The organism is uncultured Leifsonia sp. (assembly GCF_945957465.1).
In the GTDB taxonomy this organism is placed as follows: Bacteria; Actinomycetota; Actinomycetes; order Actinomycetales; family Microbacteriaceae; genus Leifsonia.
The window spans coordinates 48,954-68,755 of sequence record NZ_CAMFLC010000020.1 but is presented as its reverse complement, the minus strand read 5'-3'; the positions used below and the strand labels follow the sequence as shown (position 1 = coordinate 68,755).

Annotated in this window: 20 protein-coding genes and 1 pseudogene; 10 read left to right on the top strand and 11 right to left on the bottom strand. The window is 68.1% G+C overall.

The genetic code is table 11. The features are described from left to right. A partial coding sequence (locus Q0Q23_RS10845) for a carboxyl transferase domain-containing protein (RefSeq protein WP_295123142.1) occupies positions 1–334 on the bottom strand: 334 nt, incomplete at its 3' end. A 76-nt stretch (positions 335–410) separates the two neighbouring features. On the opposite strand from Q0Q23_RS10845, the gene Q0Q23_RS10840 reads away from it, so the two are divergent. Next, positions 411–1,172: a biotin--[acetyl-CoA-carboxylase] ligase gene (locus tag Q0Q23_RS10840; protein ID WP_295123139.1), complete on the top strand. Its 762-nt coding sequence runs from the start codon at positions 411–413 to the stop codon at positions 1,170–1,172. An 8-nt stretch (positions 1,173–1,180) separates the two neighbouring features. Then, positions 1,181–1,729 (top strand): PH domain-containing protein, encoded by a 549-nt coding sequence (locus Q0Q23_RS10835; RefSeq protein WP_295123136.1) that lies wholly within the window; start codon positions 1,181–1,183, stop codon positions 1,727–1,729. Here Q0Q23_RS10835 and Q0Q23_RS10830 read toward each other — a convergent pair. Beyond that, positions 1,691–2,308 (bottom strand): GtrA family protein, encoded by a 618-nt coding sequence (locus tag Q0Q23_RS10830; protein WP_295123133.1) that lies wholly within the window; start codon positions 2,306–2,308, stop codon positions 1,691–1,693. The two genes, Q0Q23_RS10835 and Q0Q23_RS10830, sit on opposite strands and share 39 nt — an antisense overlap. Before the next feature lie 120 nt (positions 2,309–2,428). Between Q0Q23_RS10830 and Q0Q23_RS10825 the strand changes: the two genes are divergently transcribed. From Q0Q23_RS10825 to Q0Q23_RS10810, 4 genes are all read left to right on the top strand, one after another. Next, complete coding sequence (locus Q0Q23_RS10825; protein ID WP_295123128.1) at positions 2,429–3,568, top strand: 5-(carboxyamino)imidazole ribonucleotide synthase; 1,140 nt, start codon at positions 2,429–2,431, stop codon at positions 3,566–3,568. A gap of 69 nt (positions 3,569–3,637) precedes the next feature. Next, positions 3,638–4,141, top strand: coding sequence for a 5-(carboxyamino)imidazole ribonucleotide mutase (gene purE, locus Q0Q23_RS10820; protein WP_295123125.1), 504 nt, complete (start codon positions 3,638–3,640; stop codon positions 4,139–4,141). Continuing rightward, on the top strand, positions 4,138–5,496 hold the full coding sequence (locus tag Q0Q23_RS10815; RefSeq protein ID WP_295123123.1) for an LCP family protein: 1,359 nt from the start codon (positions 4,138–4,140) through the stop codon (positions 5,494–5,496). The genes purE and Q0Q23_RS10815 overlap by 4 nt, the downstream gene beginning before the upstream one ends. 88 nt (positions 5,497–5,584) lie before the next feature. Beyond that, on the top strand, positions 5,585–6,823 hold the full coding sequence (locus tag Q0Q23_RS10810; RefSeq protein WP_295123120.1) for an acyltransferase: 1,239 nt from the start codon (positions 5,585–5,587) through the stop codon (positions 6,821–6,823). A 22-nt stretch (positions 6,824–6,845) separates the two neighbouring features. Here Q0Q23_RS10810 and Q0Q23_RS10805 read toward each other — a convergent pair whose 3' ends face one another. The 5 genes and pseudogenes from Q0Q23_RS10805 to rfbB form a co-directional block, all read right to left on the bottom strand. Further along, positions 6,846–7,994, bottom strand: coding sequence for a glycosyltransferase family 1 protein (locus tag Q0Q23_RS10805; protein ID WP_295123117.1), 1,149 nt, complete (start codon positions 7,992–7,994; stop codon positions 6,846–6,848). Further along, positions 7,966–8,226: pseudogene (locus tag Q0Q23_RS10800) on the bottom strand (sugar nucleotide-binding protein); the annotation flags it as partial. The gene Q0Q23_RS10805 and the pseudogene Q0Q23_RS10800, both read right to left, overlap by 29 nt. A 19-nt stretch (positions 8,227–8,245) precedes the next feature. Next, positions 8,246–9,130: an NAD(P)-dependent oxidoreductase gene (locus Q0Q23_RS10795; RefSeq protein WP_295123111.1), complete on the bottom strand. Its 885-nt coding sequence runs from the start codon at positions 9,128–9,130 to the stop codon at positions 8,246–8,248. Then, positions 9,127–9,987, bottom strand: a complete 861-nt coding sequence (rfbD, locus tag Q0Q23_RS10790; protein ID WP_295123108.1) for a dTDP-4-dehydrorhamnose reductase — start codon at positions 9,985–9,987, stop codon at positions 9,127–9,129. The genes Q0Q23_RS10795 and rfbD overlap by 4 nt, the downstream gene beginning before the upstream one ends. A 13-nt stretch (positions 9,988–10,000) precedes the next feature. Continuing rightward, a complete protein-coding gene (gene rfbB, locus Q0Q23_RS10785) occupies positions 10,001–10,990 on the bottom strand; it encodes a dTDP-glucose 4,6-dehydratase (protein WP_295123105.1) in 990 nt (329 codons plus the stop codon). A gap of 71 nt (positions 10,991–11,061) precedes the next feature. On the opposite strand from rfbB, the gene rfbC reads away from it, so the two are divergent. The 3 genes from rfbC to Q0Q23_RS10770 are packed head-to-tail and all read left to right on the top strand — an operon-like array spanning position 11,062 to position 13,921. Continuing rightward, positions 11,062–11,667 carry a dTDP-4-dehydrorhamnose 3,5-epimerase family protein gene (rfbC, locus tag Q0Q23_RS10780; protein ID WP_295123102.1) on the top strand — a complete coding sequence of 202 codons (606 nt, stop codon included), beginning with the start codon at positions 11,062–11,064 and terminating at the stop codon, positions 11,665–11,667. Positions 11,668–11,684: 17 nt separating this feature from the next. Further along, entirely contained in the window at positions 11,685–12,548 is an 864-nt protein-coding gene (rfbA, locus tag Q0Q23_RS10775) for a glucose-1-phosphate thymidylyltransferase RfbA (protein ID WP_295123099.1), read from the top strand. Next, the gene (locus tag Q0Q23_RS10770; protein ID WP_295123096.1) at positions 12,545–13,921 is read left to right on the top strand and encodes a hypothetical protein; all 1,377 of its coding nucleotides are present in this window, start codon (positions 12,545–12,547) and stop codon (positions 13,919–13,921) included. The genes rfbA and Q0Q23_RS10770 overlap by 4 nt, the downstream gene beginning before the upstream one ends. Here the strand turns inward: Q0Q23_RS10770 and Q0Q23_RS10765 are convergent. The 4 genes from Q0Q23_RS10765 to Q0Q23_RS10750 form a co-directional block, all read right to left on the bottom strand. Continuing rightward, complete coding sequence (locus Q0Q23_RS10765) at positions 13,918–14,748, bottom strand: glycosyltransferase family 2 protein (RefSeq protein WP_295123093.1); 831 nt, start codon at positions 14,746–14,748, stop codon at positions 13,918–13,920. The two genes, Q0Q23_RS10770 and Q0Q23_RS10765, sit on opposite strands and share 4 nt — an antisense overlap. After that, positions 14,745–17,153: a hypothetical protein gene (locus Q0Q23_RS10760; protein WP_295123090.1), complete on the bottom strand. Its 2,409-nt coding sequence runs from the start codon at positions 17,151–17,153 to the stop codon at positions 14,745–14,747. Before Q0Q23_RS10760 ends, Q0Q23_RS10765 begins: the two co-directional genes overlap by 4 nt. A gap of 139 nt (positions 17,154–17,292) precedes the next feature. Continuing rightward, a complete protein-coding gene (locus tag Q0Q23_RS10755; RefSeq protein WP_295123087.1) occupies positions 17,293–18,021 on the bottom strand; it encodes an ABC transporter ATP-binding protein in 729 nt (242 codons plus the stop codon). Then, the gene (locus tag Q0Q23_RS10750; protein ID WP_295123084.1) at positions 18,018–18,854 is read right to left on the bottom strand and encodes an ABC transporter permease; all 837 of its coding nucleotides are present in this window, start codon (positions 18,852–18,854) and stop codon (positions 18,018–18,020) included. Before Q0Q23_RS10750 ends, Q0Q23_RS10755 begins: the two co-directional genes overlap by 4 nt. Positions 18,855–18,924: 70 nt before the next feature. On the opposite strand from Q0Q23_RS10750, the gene Q0Q23_RS10745 reads away from it, so the two are divergent. Then, complete coding sequence (locus tag Q0Q23_RS10745; protein WP_295123081.1) at positions 18,925–19,800, top strand: glycosyltransferase family 2 protein; 876 nt, start codon at positions 18,925–18,927, stop codon at positions 19,798–19,800. Positions 19,801–19,802: the final 2 nt, after the last annotated feature.

Below are 19,802 nucleotides of genomic sequence, written 5' to 3'. Positions count from 1 at the left end.
TGGTGAAGTCCTGGCTGAAGACCGCGACGTTGCGTCCGTGGATGGTGCCGACGCCGGTCACGACCGCGTCGCCGTAGGGTCGCTTGGCCTCCATGCCGAACGCGTGCGTGCGGTGGCGGACGAACTCGTCGAACTCCACGAACGAGCCCTGGTCGAGAAGGAGGTCGATGCGCTCGCGCGCGGTCAGCTTGCCCTTGGCGTGCTGCTTCTCGATGGCGGCCTGGCCGCTCGCGGTCACGGCCTCGTGGAACCGCTCCTTGAGGTCCGCGAGCTTGCCGGCGGTCGTGAAGGGATCGGGGGTCTGACGTGCTTCGGTGTCGGTCACGCCGTTCACTCTACCTGCCAGCCGAATGGCCGCGCCGTCTACGGAATCCTACAAATCCCGGCCGGTTCGCTGGCAGAATTGGGCAATGAGCTTCCGCCGCAGCAGAGCCGTCGTCCCCGTCCTCGAGGTGCTCCCCGAAGCCTCGTCCACCAACGACGTCCTGCAGGCGCGCGCCGGCGACCTGCCCGATCTCGCCGTGGTCGTCACGGACAACCAGACGGGAGGCCGCGGCCGGCTCGGCCGGGTCTGGGTGTCGCCCCCCGGCAAGTCGCTGGCGATCTCGGTGCTGCTGCGGCCGGAGGGCCTCGCGCCCGACGCGCTCGGCTGGTTCCCGCTGCTGGCGGGCGTGGCGATGAGCCGCGCGCTCGGCGGCTTCCTCGACCGCGACGTGTCGGTCAAGTGGCCCAACGACGTGCTCGTCGACGAGGCGAAGGTGTGCGGCATCCTGTCGGAGCTGCTGCCGGGCATGGACGGCGTGATCGTGGGCGCGGGGGTGAACCTCACGCTGGAGGCGGACGAGCTGCCGACGCCGACGTCCACCTCGCTGTCGCTCGCCGGGGCGACCGACGTCGACCCCGACGCGGTGCTCGCCGCCTACCTGACGCAGCTCAGCGTGCTCTACCGCGAGTTCGTGGCCGCCGGAGGCGACCCGATCCGCAGCGCGCTGCGCGACGAGGTCGCCGAAGCCTGCCACACCCTCGGCCGGTCGGTGCGAGTCGAACTCCCGGGAGGCGACGTCCTGCTCGGCACCGCGACCGGAATCGACGGGTCGGGCCGGCTGATCGTGGAGTCGGATGCCGGGCCGACGGCGGTGGCGGCGGGCGACGTGACGCACCTGCGGTATTAATGGGAGACATGAGCAGTACGCCGGAGGGTTCGCCCGCGCCTCCTCCGGAGCGGGTCATCGCCCGTATCCGGTCCAACGCCCGCGCACTGTTCTGGCCGAGCCTCGCGCTCATCGTCGTCGCCGGCGGGGCCGGCTACTTCGCGGGCCGTGTGTCCGAGGTGTGGGAGGTCGTGCTGCTGTGGTCGGCCGCGGCCGTCGGGACCCTCCTGCTGTTCCTGCTCCCGCTCGCGGTCTGGCTCAGCCGCCGGTACACGATCACGACCAGGCGCCTCATCCTGCGCCACGGCTTCTTCGTGCGCGTACGGCAGGAGTTGCTGCACAGCCGCGGCTACGACGTCGCGGTCAAGCGCACCTGGCTGCAGAGCATGTTCCGATCGGGGGATGTCCGGATCAACTCCGGGCTCGACCACCCGGTGGTCCTCAAGGACGTGCCGAAGGCCGATCAGGTCCAGCGCGCGCTGAGCGAGCTGATGGAGCACGCGCAGACGATCGTGGCCGTGCGTCGCCAGCAGTCGGAGTCAGTCTCCGACGAGACCACCGTCTGGGGTTCGCGCTAGCGTCGAGCCGGTCACCGTCGCAGGCTCCCGCGAGGCCGTACTCCGCTGCATGTCCGCCGAGGTCGACGCCGGCCCGATGGCCGCCGCAGACGCCGTCGGAGCGCGCTTGCCCCCCGCCGCCCGTGCGGCCCGGGTCGGTGAGAACACCCACCAGCGGTACAGCGCGAAGCGGAACAGCATCCCGAGCGCCAGGCCGACGACGTTCGCCGAGATGTTGTCGGCCATCGGGTTCGCGAGTCCCAGCAGGTAGTGCGACACCCAGATGCACAGCACCGGGATTCCGGTGCCGGTGGCGAGGCTGACGACGAAGAACTCGACGCCCTCCTTCGCCGCGTTCTGCTGGCGCTGACCGGAGAACGCCCAGTACCGGTTGCCGATCCAGTTGGTCAGGATGGCGATGACCGTGGCGATGACCGTGGAGTAGATCGTGGCGTGCTGGACGTTGCGCAGCACGATCAGCAGCATCACGTTGAACACCACGAGATTGACGCCGAAGCCGACCGCGCCCACCGCACCGAATTTGATCAGCTGCGGAAGGAGGCGGGCCTTGCTCGCCGTGGCGGTCGTCTCGGTCGTCATGCTCCAGCCAAGGGATGCGGGAAGATAGGAGGTGCGTCCGCCACACTACGCGAGCCGGAGCGCTCTTATCTGGGAGTTGCCCGCGCAGCGTGTGAAGAGTATCGAGGAGAGACATCGGAGATGGCCAGGAACACGATCGGAGTCATCGGCGGCGGCCAGCTGGCACGGATGATGATCCCCCCGGCGGTCGCGCTCGGAATCGACATCCACGTCCTCGAGGAGGCGGAGGGCATGAGCGCCGATCTCGCAGCGACGGGCGTCGGCGACTACCGCGACCTGGACACCGTGCTCGCCTTCGCGCAGACGGTCGATGTGGTCACCTTCGATCACGAGCACGTGCCCCCGGCCATCCTGCGTGAGCTGGTGTCGCGCGGCATCCCCGTGCATCCGGGACCGGACGCGCTCCTCTACGCACAGGACAAGCTGCAGATGCGCTCGAAGCTCAGCGAACTCGGGCTCCCGGTGCCGGACTGGGCGGCCGTCGAGTCCGCGGACGAGCTCGGCGCCTTCCTCGCCGACCACGGCGGTCGCGCGGTCGTGAAGACGGCACGCGGCGGGTACGACGGCAAGGGCGTGCGGGTCGTGACGGACGCGACCGGCGCCGACGACTGGTTCCTCGCGCTCGCCGAAGACGGTCGCGGGGGAGCGCTGCTGGTCGAGGAGCTCGTCGACTTCCGCCGCGAGCTCGCCCAGCTCGTCGCGCGGCGTCCCTCCGGCGAGATCGCGACGTGGCCGGTGGTCGAGACGGTGCAGAAGAACGGCGTGTGCGCCGAGGTCATCGCGCCCGCGCCCGGTTCGACCGGTCGGGTCGCTGCGGTCTCGGCCGAGATCGCGACCCGTGTCGCGGAGGGGCTCGGCGTCACCGGGGTGCTCGCGGTCGAGCTGTTCGAGACCACGGATGGCCGGGTGCTCGTCAACGAGCTGGCGATGCGACCGCACAACAGCGGCCACTGGTCGATCGAAGGCGCGGTGACCGGCCAGTTCGAGCAGCACCTGCGCGCCGTGCTCGACCTCCCGCTCGGCTCCACCGCCGCGCGGGAGGAGTGGTCCGTCATGGTCAACATCCTCGGCGGACCGGCGGAGGGCACACTCCAGGACCGCTATCCCGCGGCGCTGGCCGCGCATCCCGAAGCGAAGTTCCACGGCTACGGCAAGGCGCCGCGCCCCGGCCGCAAGGTCGGCCATGTGACGGTCACGGGCGACGACCTCGACGACGTCGTCTACAGTGCGCGGGCGGCGGCCGCGTTCTTCGAAGGCTGAGTCCGCCGAGCCCGCCCCGCCCGCGCGCCTAACCGGCCGCGCCGGGCCCTGGCCCCTATCCTGGTTGCCATGCCCGCCCCCTCCCTGCCTCTGGTGTCCGTCGTGATGGGCTCCGACTCGGACTGGTCGGTGATGCAGGAGGCGTCACGGCTGCTCGACGAGTTCGGTGTCGCCCATGAGGTGGAGGTCGTCTCCGCCCATCGCACGCCCGAGAAGATGATCTCCTTCGGCACGGAGGCCGCCGGTCGCGGCATCCGCGTGATCATCGCCGGCGCGGGCGGGGCCGCCCACCTGCCCGGAATGCTCGCGGCGGTCACGACCCTCCCGGTGGTCGGAGTCCCTGTGCCGCTGGCGCGGCTGGACGGCCTCGACTCGCTCCTGTCGATCGTGCAGATGCCCGCCGGCGTCCCCGTCGCGACCGTGTCCATCGGCGGCGCCCGCAACGCCGGACTGCTCGCCGTCAAGATCCTCGCGACCTCCGACGACGCCCTCTCCGCAGCGCTGTCCCGCTTCGCCGCCGACCTCGAGGCGAGCGTGGAGGAGAAGAACCGGGCGCTGAAGTCGAAGCTATGAGCTCGGCGACAGTGCTGCGCCACCCGAACGTCTCGTCGCCGGGTGAGATGACCGCGCGGGGTTGGTGGCTGGTCGGCCTGAACATCGTCTTCCCCGGCACCCCGCAGCTGGTCGCGGGCAACCGGGTGCTCGGCCGGGTCGGCATCCTCGCCACGCTGCTGCTGTGGGTGCTCGCCCTGGTCGCCCTGGTGCTGCTGCTGCTCGCGCCGTCGGCGCTGTACACGTTCGCGACGCAGGCCGGCAGCCTCACCGTCGTGCAGCTCCTGCTCATCGGCTACGCGATCCTCTGGGTGGTGCTGACCCTCGACACCCTCCGCCTCGTGCGACTGGTGAAGGCGCGGCCCAACGCCCGCGGCTGGATCGCGGCGTTCTCGGTGGTGGTCCTCGTCGGACTCGCCGGGACGGCGGCCTACGGGTCCTCCGTGGCCGGTTCCGCCCGCGGCGCGCTGAGCGACATCTTCGCGGCCGGGCCGTCCGTTCCACCCGTGGACGGCCGGTACAACATCATGCTCCTCGGCGGCGACGCCGGCCCCGACCGGGACGGCCTGCGACCGGACAGCATGTCGATCGTCAGCATCGACGCGACGTCCGGCAAGGCCGTCACGATCGGCCTCCCGCGCGACCTGAATCCGGTGCCGTTCCCGGCGAAGTCGCCGCTGCACACGCTGTACCCCGACGGCTACGGCTATCACGACAGGTGCGACGTCGACGTCTGCCAGCTCAACTCCATCTACACCGAGGTCGAGCTGTACAAGCCCGACCTCTACCCGAACGCGACGAAACAGCAGAGCGAACCCGGGATCGAGGCGATGCGCGACGCACTCGAAGGCGCGACCGGGTTGACCATCCAGTACTACGTCCTGATCGACATGCAGGGCTTCGCCGACCTCATCGACTCCCTCGGCGGAGTGGACATCACCGTGAGCGAGAAGGTGCCGATCGGCGGCGACGAGAACCTCAACGGCGTCGTGGAGTGGATCCAGCCCGGAAAGCACCACATGGACGGCTACCACGCCCAGTGGTACGCCCGCGCCCGGCACGGGACGAGCGACTACGACCGCATGGCGCGTCAGCGCCAGCTGCAGGACGCCATCCTCAAGCAGTTCAACCCGCTCAACGTCGTGACGAAGTTTCAGGACATCGCGAAGGCGGGGGCTCAGGTCATGAAGACCGACATCCCGCAGTCGATGCTGGGCTACTTCGTCGATCTGGGGATGAAGACGCGCGCCCAGCCGGTGAGCAAGCTCGAGCTCGTCCCGCCCGCGATCAACCCCGTGAAGCCGGATTACACGCAGATCCACCAGCTGGTGCGCGACGCCCTGGCTCCCGCGACACCGAAGCCCACCGCGGGCTGACCCTCCCAGGTGGCCCCTGAACAGGTCACAGGAACTGCCCAGCCCTACCCGGTACCGTCGCCGCCCGATGACGGGTACAGGTGGGAACGTGGACCAGAAGACGGCAGCCGATAAACCGGTGACGAAGAACGCCTCACGACTCACAGCCCTGGACGGGCTGCGAGGCCTGGCGGCCGTCGTGGTGCTCCTGCACCACGCGCTCTACACGAACCCCGACTTTCCCGGCGCCCCGGGTGGCGGGCATGCTCCGGCCGGGTCGCCGATGTGGTGGATCAGCTACACGCCGCTCAAGCTGGCGACGGCGGGTGTGGAGTCCGTGATCGTGTTCTTCGTGCTCTCGGGACTCGTCGTGACGCTTCCGGTCGTCCGCCGACGTGGCTTCGACTGGGTGGCCTACTTCCCCCGGCGCGTGGTGCGGCTGATGGTCCCGGTGGTCGCTTCCGTGCTGCTCGCCGCCGCGTGGGTCGCGGCCATCCCTCAGGTGAGCACCCAGCCGAGCGGCACCTGGCTCAGCAACTCCTCGACGCCGGACTTCTCGTGGGAGTACGTCGTCAAGGCGGTCGATCTGCTCGGTGGCGACGGTCAGATCAACAACCCGCTGTGGTCCCTGCGCTGGGAGCTCGCGTTCTCGCTCCTGCTCCCGGTGTTCGCGATCGCGGCGCTGGCGGTGCGCAAGTGGTGGATGGGCGGCCTCGCGCTCGCCTGTGCGCTCACCTGGCTGGGCGCCCGCGCCGGATCGGCGGAGCTGGAGTACCTGCCGGCGTTCTTCGTCGGTGCGGTCATCGCGGTGCGTCTCGACGTGGTGAGGAACACCGCCGATCGGATCAACCGACGCTGGTTCCGGCACCCGCTGTGGGCGCTGCTGACAGTCGGGAGCGCTCTGCTCCTGATCGCACCGTGGCTCGTCGGCCCGGGCGTCGGCCGGATCCCCGAGCTCGACTCGGCGCTCAAGGGCCTGGTTCCGCTCGCAGCCGCGGGACTCGTGGTCGCGGCGCTCGGCTGGACGCCGCTGCGCGCGCTATTCGAATCCCGCCCGCTCCAGTTCCTCGGAGCGATCTCGTTCAGCCTCTACCTGGTGCACGTTCCGATCATCATCTTCAGTACCTACCTCTTCGCGGGCCAGGCCTGGTATGTGCCGCTGCTGTTCGCGATCCCGCTCGCGGTGCTGGTGGCGGTCGGCTTCATGTGGCTCATCGAGAAGCGCAGCCACGGATGGTCGAAGGCCGTGGGTTCGTGGGCTTCTGCGCGTTACCGGGCGTGGTTCGGGCCGGAGGACGAGGACCCCGAGCGTGCGAACGCCCGGCAGACCGCTTCTGCCGACCGTTGACCAGTGCGGCCGTGATCGCCGATCAGAGGTCGGCGTGCAACTGCCAGACCCGCTCGGCCGAATCGCGCCAGCTGAACGCGCGCGCCCGGTCCGAGGCGAGCACGGCCAGACGCTCGCGAAGCTCGGTGTCGGAGAGCACGCGGCCGATCGCGCCGGCCAGTCGCTCGCTGTAGCCGGCATCGTCCTCGGTGGACTCCGGCCGTTCGACCACCAGGCTGGCTCCGGCGGCCACCTCCACGAGGGCGGGGTCGTCCGAGTGGATGACCGGCAGGCCGAACTTGAAGGCTTCCACGATCGGCAGACCGAAGCCTTCCGCGAGGCTGGGGTAGACGAACAGGGTCGCGCGGTCGAGGACGACGGCCAGGTCGGCGTCGTCGAGACGGCCCAGCGTGCGCACCCGGTCCTCGGGCAGTCCCGCCGCGGCCGCGACACCCGTGGCCGTGCCGTCGCCATAGCGGTCCGGTCCGGCGATGAGCAGCGGGATCTCCTGCGCCTCCGGTCGGGCGACGGCGCGGATGAGCGGAGCGATGCCCTTGCGCGGCATGATCGAGCCGAGAGTGAACGCGTAGACCGGGGGCAGCTGGAGCCGGGCGGCGCGCTCGGCGGCGTCGGCCGGAAGGCGCAGCGTGGTCGCCGGCGCCCCGCCGATCACCCGGAACCGATCGCCGAAGTCGAGCACCTCCGCCAGGCGGTCGGCGACCGCGTGCGTGGGGACGACGATGGCATCGGCGTGCTTGCGGGCGCGCTTGGCCATCGACTTCGTCCAGAGGACGGTGGCCCCCCCGAGCGACTCGGGGTGCGTCCAGGCGAGGGCGTCGTGGATCGTGACGGCGATCTGGTCGTCGGCGTCGGCCGCACGCGGTTTGCGCAGCGGCGCCAGCAGGCTCGGCGCGTGGATCATGCCGCGGACGCCGCCGACGGCGATGCCGGACTGCCAGGCCAGCGACAGTTCCCGCCGGGCGAGGGGGAGTCGCACCAGGTCGGCGAGCCCGGGCAGGAGCGCACGCACCTCGTTGAGCTGCTCATCGGGCACGTTGGACACGAAGGCGCGCACATCGCAGCCGGCCGGGGCGGTCGCAATGAGCTGACGGGTCAGCTCCTCGGTGTATCTGCGGGTACCACCGGTCTCGGCAGCGGTGAGGTCATCGACCACCACGCTGAGTGTCGTCATCTGTCTCCCGTTCCAGGACTCCGTGCCGTGCCGCGTCTGCCAGGGCCTCCTGCCAGGACCGCAGCGGCGGGAGCCCGGCCGTGGCCCAGGCATCGTGTCCGAGGACGGAGTAGGACGGTCGCGGTGCGGGTCGCACGAACGTCGCGCTGTCGGTCGGTGTGACCCTATCAGGGTTCAATCCGGCTGCGCTGAAGACCGCCTTCGCGAACTCGAACCAGCTGGCCTGGCCGGATCGCAGGCCGACTCTCCACTCAGCCCGGGGTGTCCGCCTTGCCCGCTGCGGCTGCTCGCATGATGCCCTCGATCGTCCTGGTGTCCGCCCAGATGGCAGGCGAATCATAGGGACGATCGGGGTACGCTCCGTACTCCAGTTCGATCGAGTAACCGTGTTCGGCGATGTACCGCTCTACCTGATCGCCGAGCGAGACCGGGCTGCCCGTCCCGCAGTTGATCACGCCAGTGGCCTCGCTTTGGAGGGACGCCGTGGCGATCTGCGTGGCCAGATCCTCGACGCGGATGAAATCGAAGCGGTTCGTGCCCGATGTGAAGGGGAAGGTCTTCCTGCCCGCTTCAGCTGCGTCGCGCAGGTAGGTGAAGATCGAACGGTTGTAGGAGTCGTCACCGTAGATGTAGAAGCACCTCAGCCACTGGAAGACCACGTCCTCCCTGTCGGCGAAGAGTGTCAGCGACCGGCGCAGCGCGTCCTTGGCGACCCCGTAGAGCGATTGCGGATTCGTCGGAGCGTCTTCGGGCACGGCGCCCTCGAAGTAGCCCACCTCGTGCATCGATCCGAGCCCGACGACGTGGCGGACTCCCGCTCCGACCAGTTCGGTGATCAGTCGGTAGTGGTCGCTGAGGCGGAGCATGTGCGCGGGGGCGGAGTGGACGAAGCCGGACTCCCACGCCAGGTGCACGACGATGTCGGGTGCACCTGCAGCGGCATAGACGTCGGCAGTGGGATCGAGCACGTCGATGCCGAGAACCTCGGCGCGGGGATCGAAGTGCCCGTCCTGCCGCTCCGCCGGGCGGCGGTCGGCGGCGACGACGTAGGCTCCTCGGTCGAGGAGCGCTGTCACGACGTGACGGCCGATGTACCCCCCGGCTCCCGTGACCAGGACGCGTTGCCGGTCCGTCATCGCGGTCCGTTCGCGAACACGCCGGTGGATGCGGCCTCGTGCAGAGCCTCCCGCCAGTGCCGCATCGAGGGCAGACCGGCCTTCGCCCAGCCATCGTGGCCGAGCACCGAGTACGTCGGTCGAGGCGCCGGGCGGACGAATGCACTGCTGTCGGTCGGCCGGACGCGGTCGGGGTCGAGCCCCGCCTCCTCGAAGACTGCGCGCGCCAGTTCGTACCAGGTCGCGACGCCGCTGTTCGTGCCGTGGTAGACGCCCGCCGGCGCTTCCGAGTCGACAAGGTCCACGATCCGGGCGGCGAGGTCGAGCGACCAGGTCGGCTGGCCGCGCTGATCGTCGACGACGGTCACCGTCTCGTGGGTCTGCGCGAGGCGGAGCATGGTCGCGCAGAAGTTCGCCCCTCCTGCGCCGTAGAGCCATGCCGTGCGGACGATGTACGTTCCCTCGGGGTGTGCCGCGAGCGCGAGCTCCTCGCCGGCGGCCTTCGTTCGGCCGTAGGCGTTGATCGGGTCGCGGGGGGTGTCCTCGGCGTATGGTTCTGCGGCCTGGCCGTCGAACACATAATCGGTCGAGACGGTCACGAAGCGCCCGCCCGTGCGGGCGGCCGCGGTCGCCAGGTTCTCGGTGCCGAGAGCGTTGATCGCGTAGGCGGCGTCCTCGTGCGTCTCGGCGTCGTCGACCTTGGTGTACGCGGAGGCGTTGACCACCACGTCGTGTCCCGCGACGGCCTCGATGACGGCATCGCGGTCGGTCACGTCGAGCTCGGCGCGCGAGAACGCGGTGACGTCGCGGCCGGCCAGGGCAGTGCGAAGGTCCTGGCCGAGCATGCCTGCGGCTCCGGCGATCAGGTAGCGCGTCATCGTCGGGGCCCGATCAGTTGTCCAGAGCGGCGCGGGCTTTCAGCGGCTCCCACCAGTCGCGGTTGTCGCGGTACCACTGCACGACATCGGCCAGGCCCTGCTGGAAGGGAACAAGGGGCTCGTAGCCGAGCTCGTTCTGGATCTTGGAGATGTCGACCGAGTAGCGCAGGTCGTGGCCGAGGCGGTCGGCGACGCGGTCGACGTACGACCAGTCCTTGCCGGTCGCATCGAGCAGCAACTGGGTGAGCTCCTTGTTGGTGAGCTCGGTGCCGCCGCCGATGTTGTAGATCTCGCCCGCGCGCCCGTTCACGAGCACCATCGCGATGCCGCGGGTGTGGTCGTCGACGTGCAGCCAGTCGCGGATGTTGTTGCCCTCGCCGTAGAGCGGCACGTGCCTGTCGTCGATGAGGTTGGTGACGAAAAGCGGAATGACCTTCTCGGGGAAGTGATAGGGCCCGTAGTTGTTGGAGCACCGGGTGATCGACAGGTTGAGCCCGTGGGTGCGGAAGTAGCTGCGCGCCAGCAGGTCGCTGCCGGCCTTGGAGGCGGAGTACGGCGAGTTGGGCTCCAGCGGGCGGTCTTCGGCCCACGATCCCTCGGCGATCGAGCCGTAGACCTCGTCGGTGGACACGTGGACGAACCGCTCGACCTTGTTGCGGAGGGCGGCGTCGAGCAGCTGCTGCGTGCCGAGCACATTGGTCTCGACGAAGATCGACGCGTCCCGCACCGAGCGGTCGACGTGCGACTCCGCCGCGAAGTGGACGACGGCGTCGATGGTGGGGAAGAGCTCGTCCAGCAGGCCGCCGTCGCGGATGTCGCCCTTGATGAAGGTGTAGCGCGGTGAATCGGCGACCGGCGCGAGGTTCGCGAGGTTGCCCGAGTAAGTCAGCGCGTCGAGGACGACGACCTCGGCGCCCTCGAGGCCGGGATAAGCGTCCTGCAGGGTGCGGCGGACGAAGTTGGAGCCGATGAATCCGGCGCCACCGGTGACGAGAATCTTCATGCGGATGGGCTGCTTTCTGTCGGTGAACCGCCGACGAGTCTACCGTGAGGCCCGGTTGGTAGACTCCCGGGGTGCAGATCCGCGAACTTTCGATCCCCGACGCCTACGAGATCACCCCGGTGCAGCACGCGGACGACCGCGGCCTGTTCTTCGAGTTCTACCGATTCGATCGGCTGGAGGAAGCCGTCGGCCACTCACTGGACCTCAAGCAGGGCAACACCTCCGTGTCGCGCCGCGGCTCGGTCCGGGGCATCCACTTCGCCGACATCCCGCCGAGCCAGGCCAAGTACGTCATGGCGCCCCGGGGAGCCGTGCTCGACTTCGTCATCGACATCCGTGTCGGTTCGCCGACGTTCGGCCAGTGGGACTCTGTGCTTCTCGACGACACCGACCGCCGGGCGATCTACGTCGCAGAGGGCCTCGGCCACTGCTTCGTCGCGCTGACCGATGACGCTACTGTGAGCTACCTGGTCACAGACGTCTACAACCCGACGCGTGAGCACGGCATCAACCCGCTCGACGCGGAGATCGCACTCGAGTTCCCGCTGGCGGCGGACGAGCTCCTGCTGTCGGCCAAGGACACCGACGCTCCTGGCCTCTCGGACGCCCGTGAGAGCGGTCTGCTGCCCACCTGGGACGCTGCGCGCGCCTTCTACGCCTCCCTCGACCACAAGTAAAGGACGACACCACACTCATGCGCGGAATCATCCTCGCCGGCGGATCCGGCACCCGGCTGTGGCCCATCACGAAGGGCATCTCCAAACAGCTCATGCCCATCTACGACAAGCCGATGGTCTACTACCCGCTGTCGACGCTGATGATGGCCGGGATCAACGAGATCCTCATCATCACGACGCCGGAATACAACGACCAGTTCCGCGCACTCTTCGGCGACGGATCGCAGCTCGGCATCCGCATCGAGTACGCCGTCCAGCCGTCACCGGACGGCCTCGCCCAGGCGTTCATCATCGGCGAGGAGTTCATCGGCGACGAGTCGGTGGCGCTCGTGCTCGGCGACAACATCTTCCACGGCACCGGACTCGGGTCGGCGCTGCGGCAGCACAACGACATCGACGGCGCGCTGATCTTCGCCTACCAGGTGAGCGACCCGACGGCATACGGGGTCGTCGAGTTCGATGACAATTTCACCGCGCTCTCGATCGAGGAGAAGCCGGTCAAGCCGAAGAGCACGTACGCCGTGCCCGGACTGTACTTCTATGACAACTCCGTTGTCGAGATCGCCAAGACCATCGAGCCGAGCGCGCGCGGAGAGCTCGAGATCTCCACGGTCAACGAGCGTTACCTCCAGGCGGGCAAGCTCCAGGTGCAGGTGCTCGATCGGGGGACCGCCTGGCTCGACACCGGCACGTTCGAGTCGATGATGCAGGCGTCGGAGTACGTGCGCGTCATCGAGGACCGCCAGGGATTCAAGGTCGGCTGCATCGAGGAGATCGCGTGGCGAGCCGGATGGATCGAAGACGCGCAGCTCGAGCAGCTCGCGTCGCCGCTGGTGAAGAGCGGGTACGGCACTTACCTCCGCAAGTTGCTCGACGCATGAGCGCGACGGTCGGCTCGCACGGCACCGTCGAGACGCCTCCGGCCGATGTCGGGAGCGCGCGGCGCCGCACCGGATTCCGGGGATGGGCGCTCCTCAACTGGGTCCCCATCGTCCTGGTCTTCGCCTCCCTCCTGGTGACGGGCGTCGTCACTGCCCGTCACACCCAGGCCCTCTCGCCTCTGGACGAGTGGGTCTACTACGACTACACGCTCAAGATCCCGAGCCAGGGGATCGTCCGGCAGGGTGAGTCCATCGGCAAGGGCGCGCTCGAGCAGATGTCGTGCTACGGCGACTTCTTCGGCCAGCGCGGCGACCCGTGCGGCAGCAGCTACTCCGACGTCCGCTCGTACCCGCAGGACGGCAAGACGACCGCGGACATCTACACTCCGCTCTACTTCGGGTTCACCTGGGCGGTGGGAGAGGCCATCCACCTGGTGACCGGCGTGAAGTTCCTCACCGCGGCGCGGTTGAGCGGATTCTTCTGGCTCTCCGGCGGCGTCATCATCCTCTACATGCTGATGCGCAGGTTCGGCATCCCGAAGCTCGTGACACTCGGCGTAGGGCTCGTCGTCATCGCGTCGCCCTCGACGCTCTGGTCGTCGACCTACATCTCGACGGATGCGCCCACGCTCGTCGCCGGCGGTGCTGCGCTGCTGTTTGCGTTCCGCGCCATCGACCGAAGACGCGGGGTGTGGTGGCTGGTGCCCATCGCCGCGGTGAGCATCTGGTTGAAGGTCACCACGATCTTCGGCGTGGGGCTGGCCGTGCTGGTTCTGCTGATCTACGCGTTGTGGCGGCGAAAGGACGACCCACTCGATCGCGATCACCGGCGCCGTCTCGTGCTCCTGGCCACGGCGACAGCGGTCACGGCAGTGGCGGCCGAAGTCGTGTGGCTCGGCATCCACGCGGCAATCGCGATCGGGCCCGGCCCGTCGCAAGGCCTGGCGGCACCGTTCTCCTGGCGGGCGCTGCTCGATCTGGGCACGATCTTCATCTCGCCGGGACCGCTGATGTCGGGCGGATGGAACGCCGGCTACGGCCTGCCGAACCTGCTGATGCTTCCGACGTCGTGGTTGCCGACGGCCGGCATCATCGGCGTGCTGTTCATGGCGACGCGCTCGTTGGCGGTGAAGTCGTTCGGAATCGCGACCGCGATCGCCGCAATCGCATTCGCCCCGGCGCTGTTCTTCGCGATGAACATCGTGCTCGGTTCGGTGTTCCCAGTGATCCCGCGCTACGGGATCTCACTGATTCCGGCATTCATGGTCACCGTAGGACTCATCGTGCGCAACCGGCTCGCGACGTGGGGCCTCGCCGTTTACGGCGCGGTGTGCGTGGTGGCGGTCGTCGTCGCCGCCCTCCTTGTCCGCTAGATGTCGACGGCGTGGGAGGTGACGTCGACCCACGAGTAGAGCGGCGTGCCGAAATCTGACTCGGTGTGCAGCGCCTTGCCCATGCGCGCCAGCCATTTGTCCCGGTAGACCGGGAAGTTGTCGACGTAGTAACGGCATGTCTCCTCCCACTGTGCCTCCGACAGCGCCTTGCCATAGTGCTGGCACTCGAAGCGGTCCACGAACGGCCCGGGAACGCCCTGGGGTTCCCGGGCATCGCGAGTGGTGAAGTCGACCGACGCCTCGGGGCGCCACGCCATCAGGATGCGGCGTTGCTCCGGACCGAACGACGACCTGAAATCGAGCAGCGGTTGTCCCTCACGGTGGGGAGCGTGGTCCTCCGGTGTCATGTACGCGTCGAAGAGATTGACACGCAACCCGTGGACCTCCGGTCCGGCGTTCTGGAGGAAGCTGCGGATGTCGCCGACGAAGCGCTCGTCCGCGTCCGAGTAGAAGACCCAGGCAGGCCAGTGGCGCTTCGCGCGCGCGTACAGGATGCGCCTGTTCGCGGTCTCCTCCCAGATCCGGTTCCGTCGACGCCAGTGCCGGTTGACGATCACCTCGATGACATGCGGGTGGCCGACCGCGATCTCCCGGCTGCGGTCGGTGCTGGCGTCATCGAAGACCACGATGCCGTCGACGATGCCGCTGAGGTGATCCAGCGTATCTTGCAGCAGGTCCTGCTCATTGCGCAAGCGGATCATCCCGACGATCGAGCCGGCGGGAACGGTGCGCGCACCTCGGATCACGCGGAAGAAAGGCCGCAGGTTCCGGAGGCTGACGTTGATCGTGTAGTCGAGGTCTCTCACTTGACCAGTGTCGCACCGCCGGCCGATGTCCAGCTCACCGTGCCTCCGTCGAACGTCTGCTGGCAGGCGGTGCCGGTTGTGTTGCACGCGAGCGGTTTCGCCGGCCAGCCGAGCGGTCCGGCCAGACCGCCCTGGGCGTTGAAGTAGTCCCTGATCGGCCCGAGGATGACGATCGCATCGCCCCCGGTCTTCTGCGTCACCGCGCCCTTCTCGAAGCCTTGGACCGAGCCTCCGCCGCCGTAGCCGACCGCTGTCACGTCTGAGGTGGGCCATCCGATCGACCCGCCGATGCCGCCGACGGTCGCGTACGCCGTTCGGAAGGCTCCGCTCAAGACATGTGCGCCCGCCGTCGGTGTCGAGGTGATCGCTGCGTTCTGGAAGGCCTGGACCAGTCCTCCGTTGGTGCTGATCGGCGCGGTGGTCGGCCACCCGACCGGTCCTGGGACACCGCCGGCCGCGTTGTAAGCGGTCCGTATGGCTCCGGAGAGCGGGAACGCCCCTGCGCTGGTCGTGGCCAGGATGACTCCGTTCTGGAAGCCCTGGACGAGTCCGCCGCCGTTCTGAGGGAAGCTGTTGGCGGCGGTCGCGGGCCAGCCGAACGCCCCTGTCACTCCCCCGAGGCCGTTGTAGGTCGCCCGGATGTCTCCGGTGAGAGCGTACGCGCCGGCTCCGGGCGTCCAGGCGATGGCACCGTTGGCGAAGCCCTGGACGAGGCCGCCCGGGAAGGCGATCGTCGTTCCGATGCGGTCGCCGAGCGAACCGGCCGGTCCGCCCATCGAGTCGTAGAGGGAGAGGATGCTTGCCGGGGTTGCGCTCACGTTGCCGTCCTTGTCGGCGAAGACCGTCCCGCCCTGGAAGGCCTGGGAGCAGGCCTTCGACGCGTCGCACGTCAGGTCGCCGGTCGGCCATCCCAGGTAGCCGCTCAGGCCGCCGAGCGCGTTGAACATCGAGCGGACCGAACCGCTCAGCACGTGGGCTCCGCCCGGAGCGGTCGACGTGATCACACCGTTCGCGTACGCCTGGATCAGGCCCGTTCCCGCCGCGAGGTTCGCCAAAGTCCCGCCGACTGCTGCGCCGAGCGAGCCCGAGGAGCCGCCCGCGGCCGTGTAGGCGGCTGCGATCTTGTCGCTGGCGATCGAGTAATTGCCCCCCGTCGTAGACAGCGTGGCCTGCTCGAACGTCTGCGTGCACGTGGAGCCGCTGCACGAGGCATCCCCGTTCGGCCACCCCAGTGGGCCCGAAAGTCCGCCGGCGGCGTTGTACGCCGTGCGCAGTGCGCCGCTGAGGATGCGCGGGCCGGTCGCCGACGTATAGGTGATCGCGCCGCCCTGGAAGCCCTGCACGATACCGGGACCTGCGGTGTTCGCGCCGCTCGTGGGCCAGCCGAGGCTGCCGCCGATGCCGCCGTGGGCGTTGAAGTAGTCCCGGATCGGGTTGCTGATCACGAACGCCCCGTAGGCCTTGGTCCACGCGATGGCGCCGCCGGAGTAGCCGCGGACGACGCCGCCGCCGTTGTCGGTCAACGTGATGTACCCGGTCGTCGATGCGCCGAGTGGCCCGGACGCGCCGCCCGTCGAGTTGTAGAGAGCGTCGATGAACGATGGTCCGACGTTCCCCGTCGAACCGAACCAGTCGGTGAAGTACATGAAGAAGTTGCGGTTGCCGTAGCTGGCGCACGGGTCGGGCGAGGTTCCGTATCCGGCCGCGAGTGCGTTCGCGTTGGGCTGGTACGGCGTGTAATAGTACAGGGCCGCAGTGGCCTTGTTCGAGATGTAGACCCGACTCGAGCCGCACGATGTGCTGGGGTTGTACAGGACGTTGGCGTAGCCGCCGACCGGGTACCAGGTGAAGAAGTTGGATGTCCCCGGCGGGTTTCCGTAACGCTTGAACTGCCAGGTGCCCGAGTAGACCTGGTTGTAGAAGCCATAGTACTGGGTGTCGCAGGCGGCCGTGTCAGGGCACGCGTAGCCCATGGACGCCTTCCAGGCCCACGACGACGGGGCGGTGGAGGTCACGAGGCCCTGCTCCTTCTGGAGCGTCACGAGGATGACCTGCGGATTGATCCCGCACGCCTGGGCGACCTTGACGATGATCCGCGCGGCGGGCTCGTTCGGCGCGCCGGCATAGGGACCGCACATCGCGTCGGCGGCGCGGGACGTCGTGGTCTGGCTGAAGTTCTTGAGACACGTGTAGCCTGCGGAGCAGCTCGGGACCATCGCGTTCAGGAAGGCCTGGACGCTGGCCTCGTTCATGGTGTTCGGGTTGTAGAACACATCGTCCGAGATGATGCTGCTCGGATTGAAGTCGTAGGCGTTGGCCGCTCGCGCCGGGCTGACGGCGACGAAGGGGAGTATGCCGACAGCCAGAGCGAGGACGAGGCCCAGTGTTCGGATCAGGCTGCGCAATAGAACCCCTTAGACGTGTGAATTCCAGGTCATGCTAAGCCGAACGCGACGACTTCGGGAGGGCGCACCGCCGGATGCGTCAAATACGTGCATTCCTCAGCATTTGCCCGCAGGGACGACACGCCCGAATCCGGTGGGTTCAGAGGAACGCTTTGTACGCGGCCACAGTCGAGTCCGCGTCGCCGACGGCGCGGAGCGATCCGTTCTGCAGCCACGCCGCGTGGTCGCACATGCGCTCGACGGTATCGAGGGAATGACTGACCAGGATGACCGTCTTGCCATCCTCGCGAAAGTCTTCGAACTTCTGCTGGCACTTGCGCTGGAAGTCGGCGTCGCCGACGGCGAGCACCTCGTCCACGATCAGGATCTCGGGCTCGACGCTGATCGCGACGGAGAATCCGAGCCGGACGTACATGCCCGACGAATAGTTCTTGACGGGCTGGTCGATGAAGTGTTCGACGCCGGAGAACGCCACGATCTCGTCGAACTTGCGGTCGATCTCCTTACGGCCCATGCCGAGGATCGACCCGTTGAGGTAGACGTTCTCGCGTCCGGACAGTTCGGGGTGGAAGCCCGAACCGACCTCCAGCATGGCGGCGAGCTTTCCGTACGCCCTGATACTGCCCTTCTCGGGGTACAGGATCTTGGCGATGCACTTGAGCAGCGTCGACTTGCCAGAGCCGTTGCTGCCGATCAGGCCGAAGGTGGAACCGGTAGGGACCTCGAAGGAGACATCCTCAAGCGCCCAGAAGTCTTCGTGCACGGACACGCGCCGGCGCATCACCGCCGACTTCAGGCTCTGGTTGCGCTCGTGGTACAGGCGGAACTTCTTGCTGACGTTGGACACGTCCACGGCGATGTCGGTCACAGAAGCTCAGCCAATCTCTTCTCCTTGCGCGAAAAGACCCAGGTGCCGGCGACGATCGCCAGCAACGCCCAGACGATGCAGGCGATGACATCGGGCAGCATCGGCCAGGTGTTGTCGTAGAGCAGGGTTCGGAACACCGCGACGAAGTGCAGCATCGGGTTCAGCTCATAGATGTCGAGGATGGTGATCGGGGTGCCGGCGATCCCGCCGATGCGGTCGGACTGCGCCGCGACGAGGCTGACCGGATACACGATCGGCGTCAGGTACATCCAGATCTGGAGGATGATGCCGAGCAGGTACTGCATGTCGCGGAAGTACACGTTGGCGATCGACAGCAGGAGGCCGGCTCCCGTGGCGAAGACCGCGAGGACCAGCATCATGAGCAGCACGAACGGCAGCCATGGCCAAACGAAGCCACCCACGACGACGATCGCCACGACCAGGACGATCATCTCGAAGCCCCAGTTGTACGCCACGGAGAACACCGCGGAGACCGGGAGCACCAGTCTCGGGAAATAGACCTTCGTGATGAGGCCGGCGTTGACGACGAGGGAGGACATCCCGGCGTTCACCGCGTTCGCGAAGAATGTCCAGGGGAGGAGGCCGCACAGTAGCCAGACCGCGTAGAAGTCGAGCCCGCTAGGGTTGCCCTTGGCCGGCTGCACCTTGAAGACGAACGAGAACACGAAGGTGTACACGAGCATCGAGGCGAGCGGGCTGATGAGGGACCACAACCGGCCGAAGATCGTACGCTTGTACTGGCCTCTGACCTCTCGGAGCACGAGGTTCGATAGGAGTTCTCGCGCGCCGAGGGCTTCTCTGATGTAGCTCATCCACCCTCGTTCTGATGCTGGCCGAGTCGGCCGAATGACACTCCAGCTTACAACTAGGATTAGACAGATTATGACCAAGACCGTGCCGGGCGCCCTGAGCCACGTCGCTGTCGTGACCGTAAGCTATGGCTCCGAGCACGTGCTCCCCGCCTTCCTCGCCGGGCTGACGGACGCGCAGGCCGCTGGGGCGACGATCGTGGTCGCCGACAACGCCGCAGTGCCGGAGTCGGCGGTCGAACGGATCGCGACCGCGGCCGGCGCCCGGTACGCCCCGCTCGATGCGAACTACGGCTACGGCGGCGCGATCAACAGAGTCGCCGCCACGCTCCCGGTCTCGATCGAATGGATACTCGTCAGCAACCCGGACGTCGTGCTCGAACCCCACGCGATCGATGAACTGGTCGCGGCGGGCTCGGCGGACGACTCGATCGGGAGCGTCGGCCCCGCCGTCCTGACGGCGGAAGGCGAGGTCTACCCGTCGGCTCGGGATGTCCCGTCGATCCGAGTCGGTGTCGGACACGCATTGTTCGCCAACCTCTGGCCGGACAACCCGTGGACGAGTCGATACCAGCGCTCGGCCGAGGTCGGCGGGAGCCGCGACGCGGGCTGGCTCTCGGGGTCCTGCGTCCTGGTGCGACGCGTCGCATTCGAGAAGATCGGCGGGTTCGATACCGGCTACTTCATGTACTTCGAGGACGTCGATCTCGGCTACCGGCTCGGTAAGGCCGGCTATCGCAACCTCTATCAACCTGCCGCGGTCGTCACGCACACGGGGGCGCATTCGACCCGGTCCAACCAGGCAGCCATGGTGGCCGCCCATCACGACAGCGCGCGCAGGTTCCTCGACAAGAAGTACAGTGGGTGGCGGCTGGCCCCGGTCCGCTGGGTCCTGGGGGTGGGCCTCGCCGCCCGATCATGGCTCGCCGAGCGCCGAGCGGACACCTGATC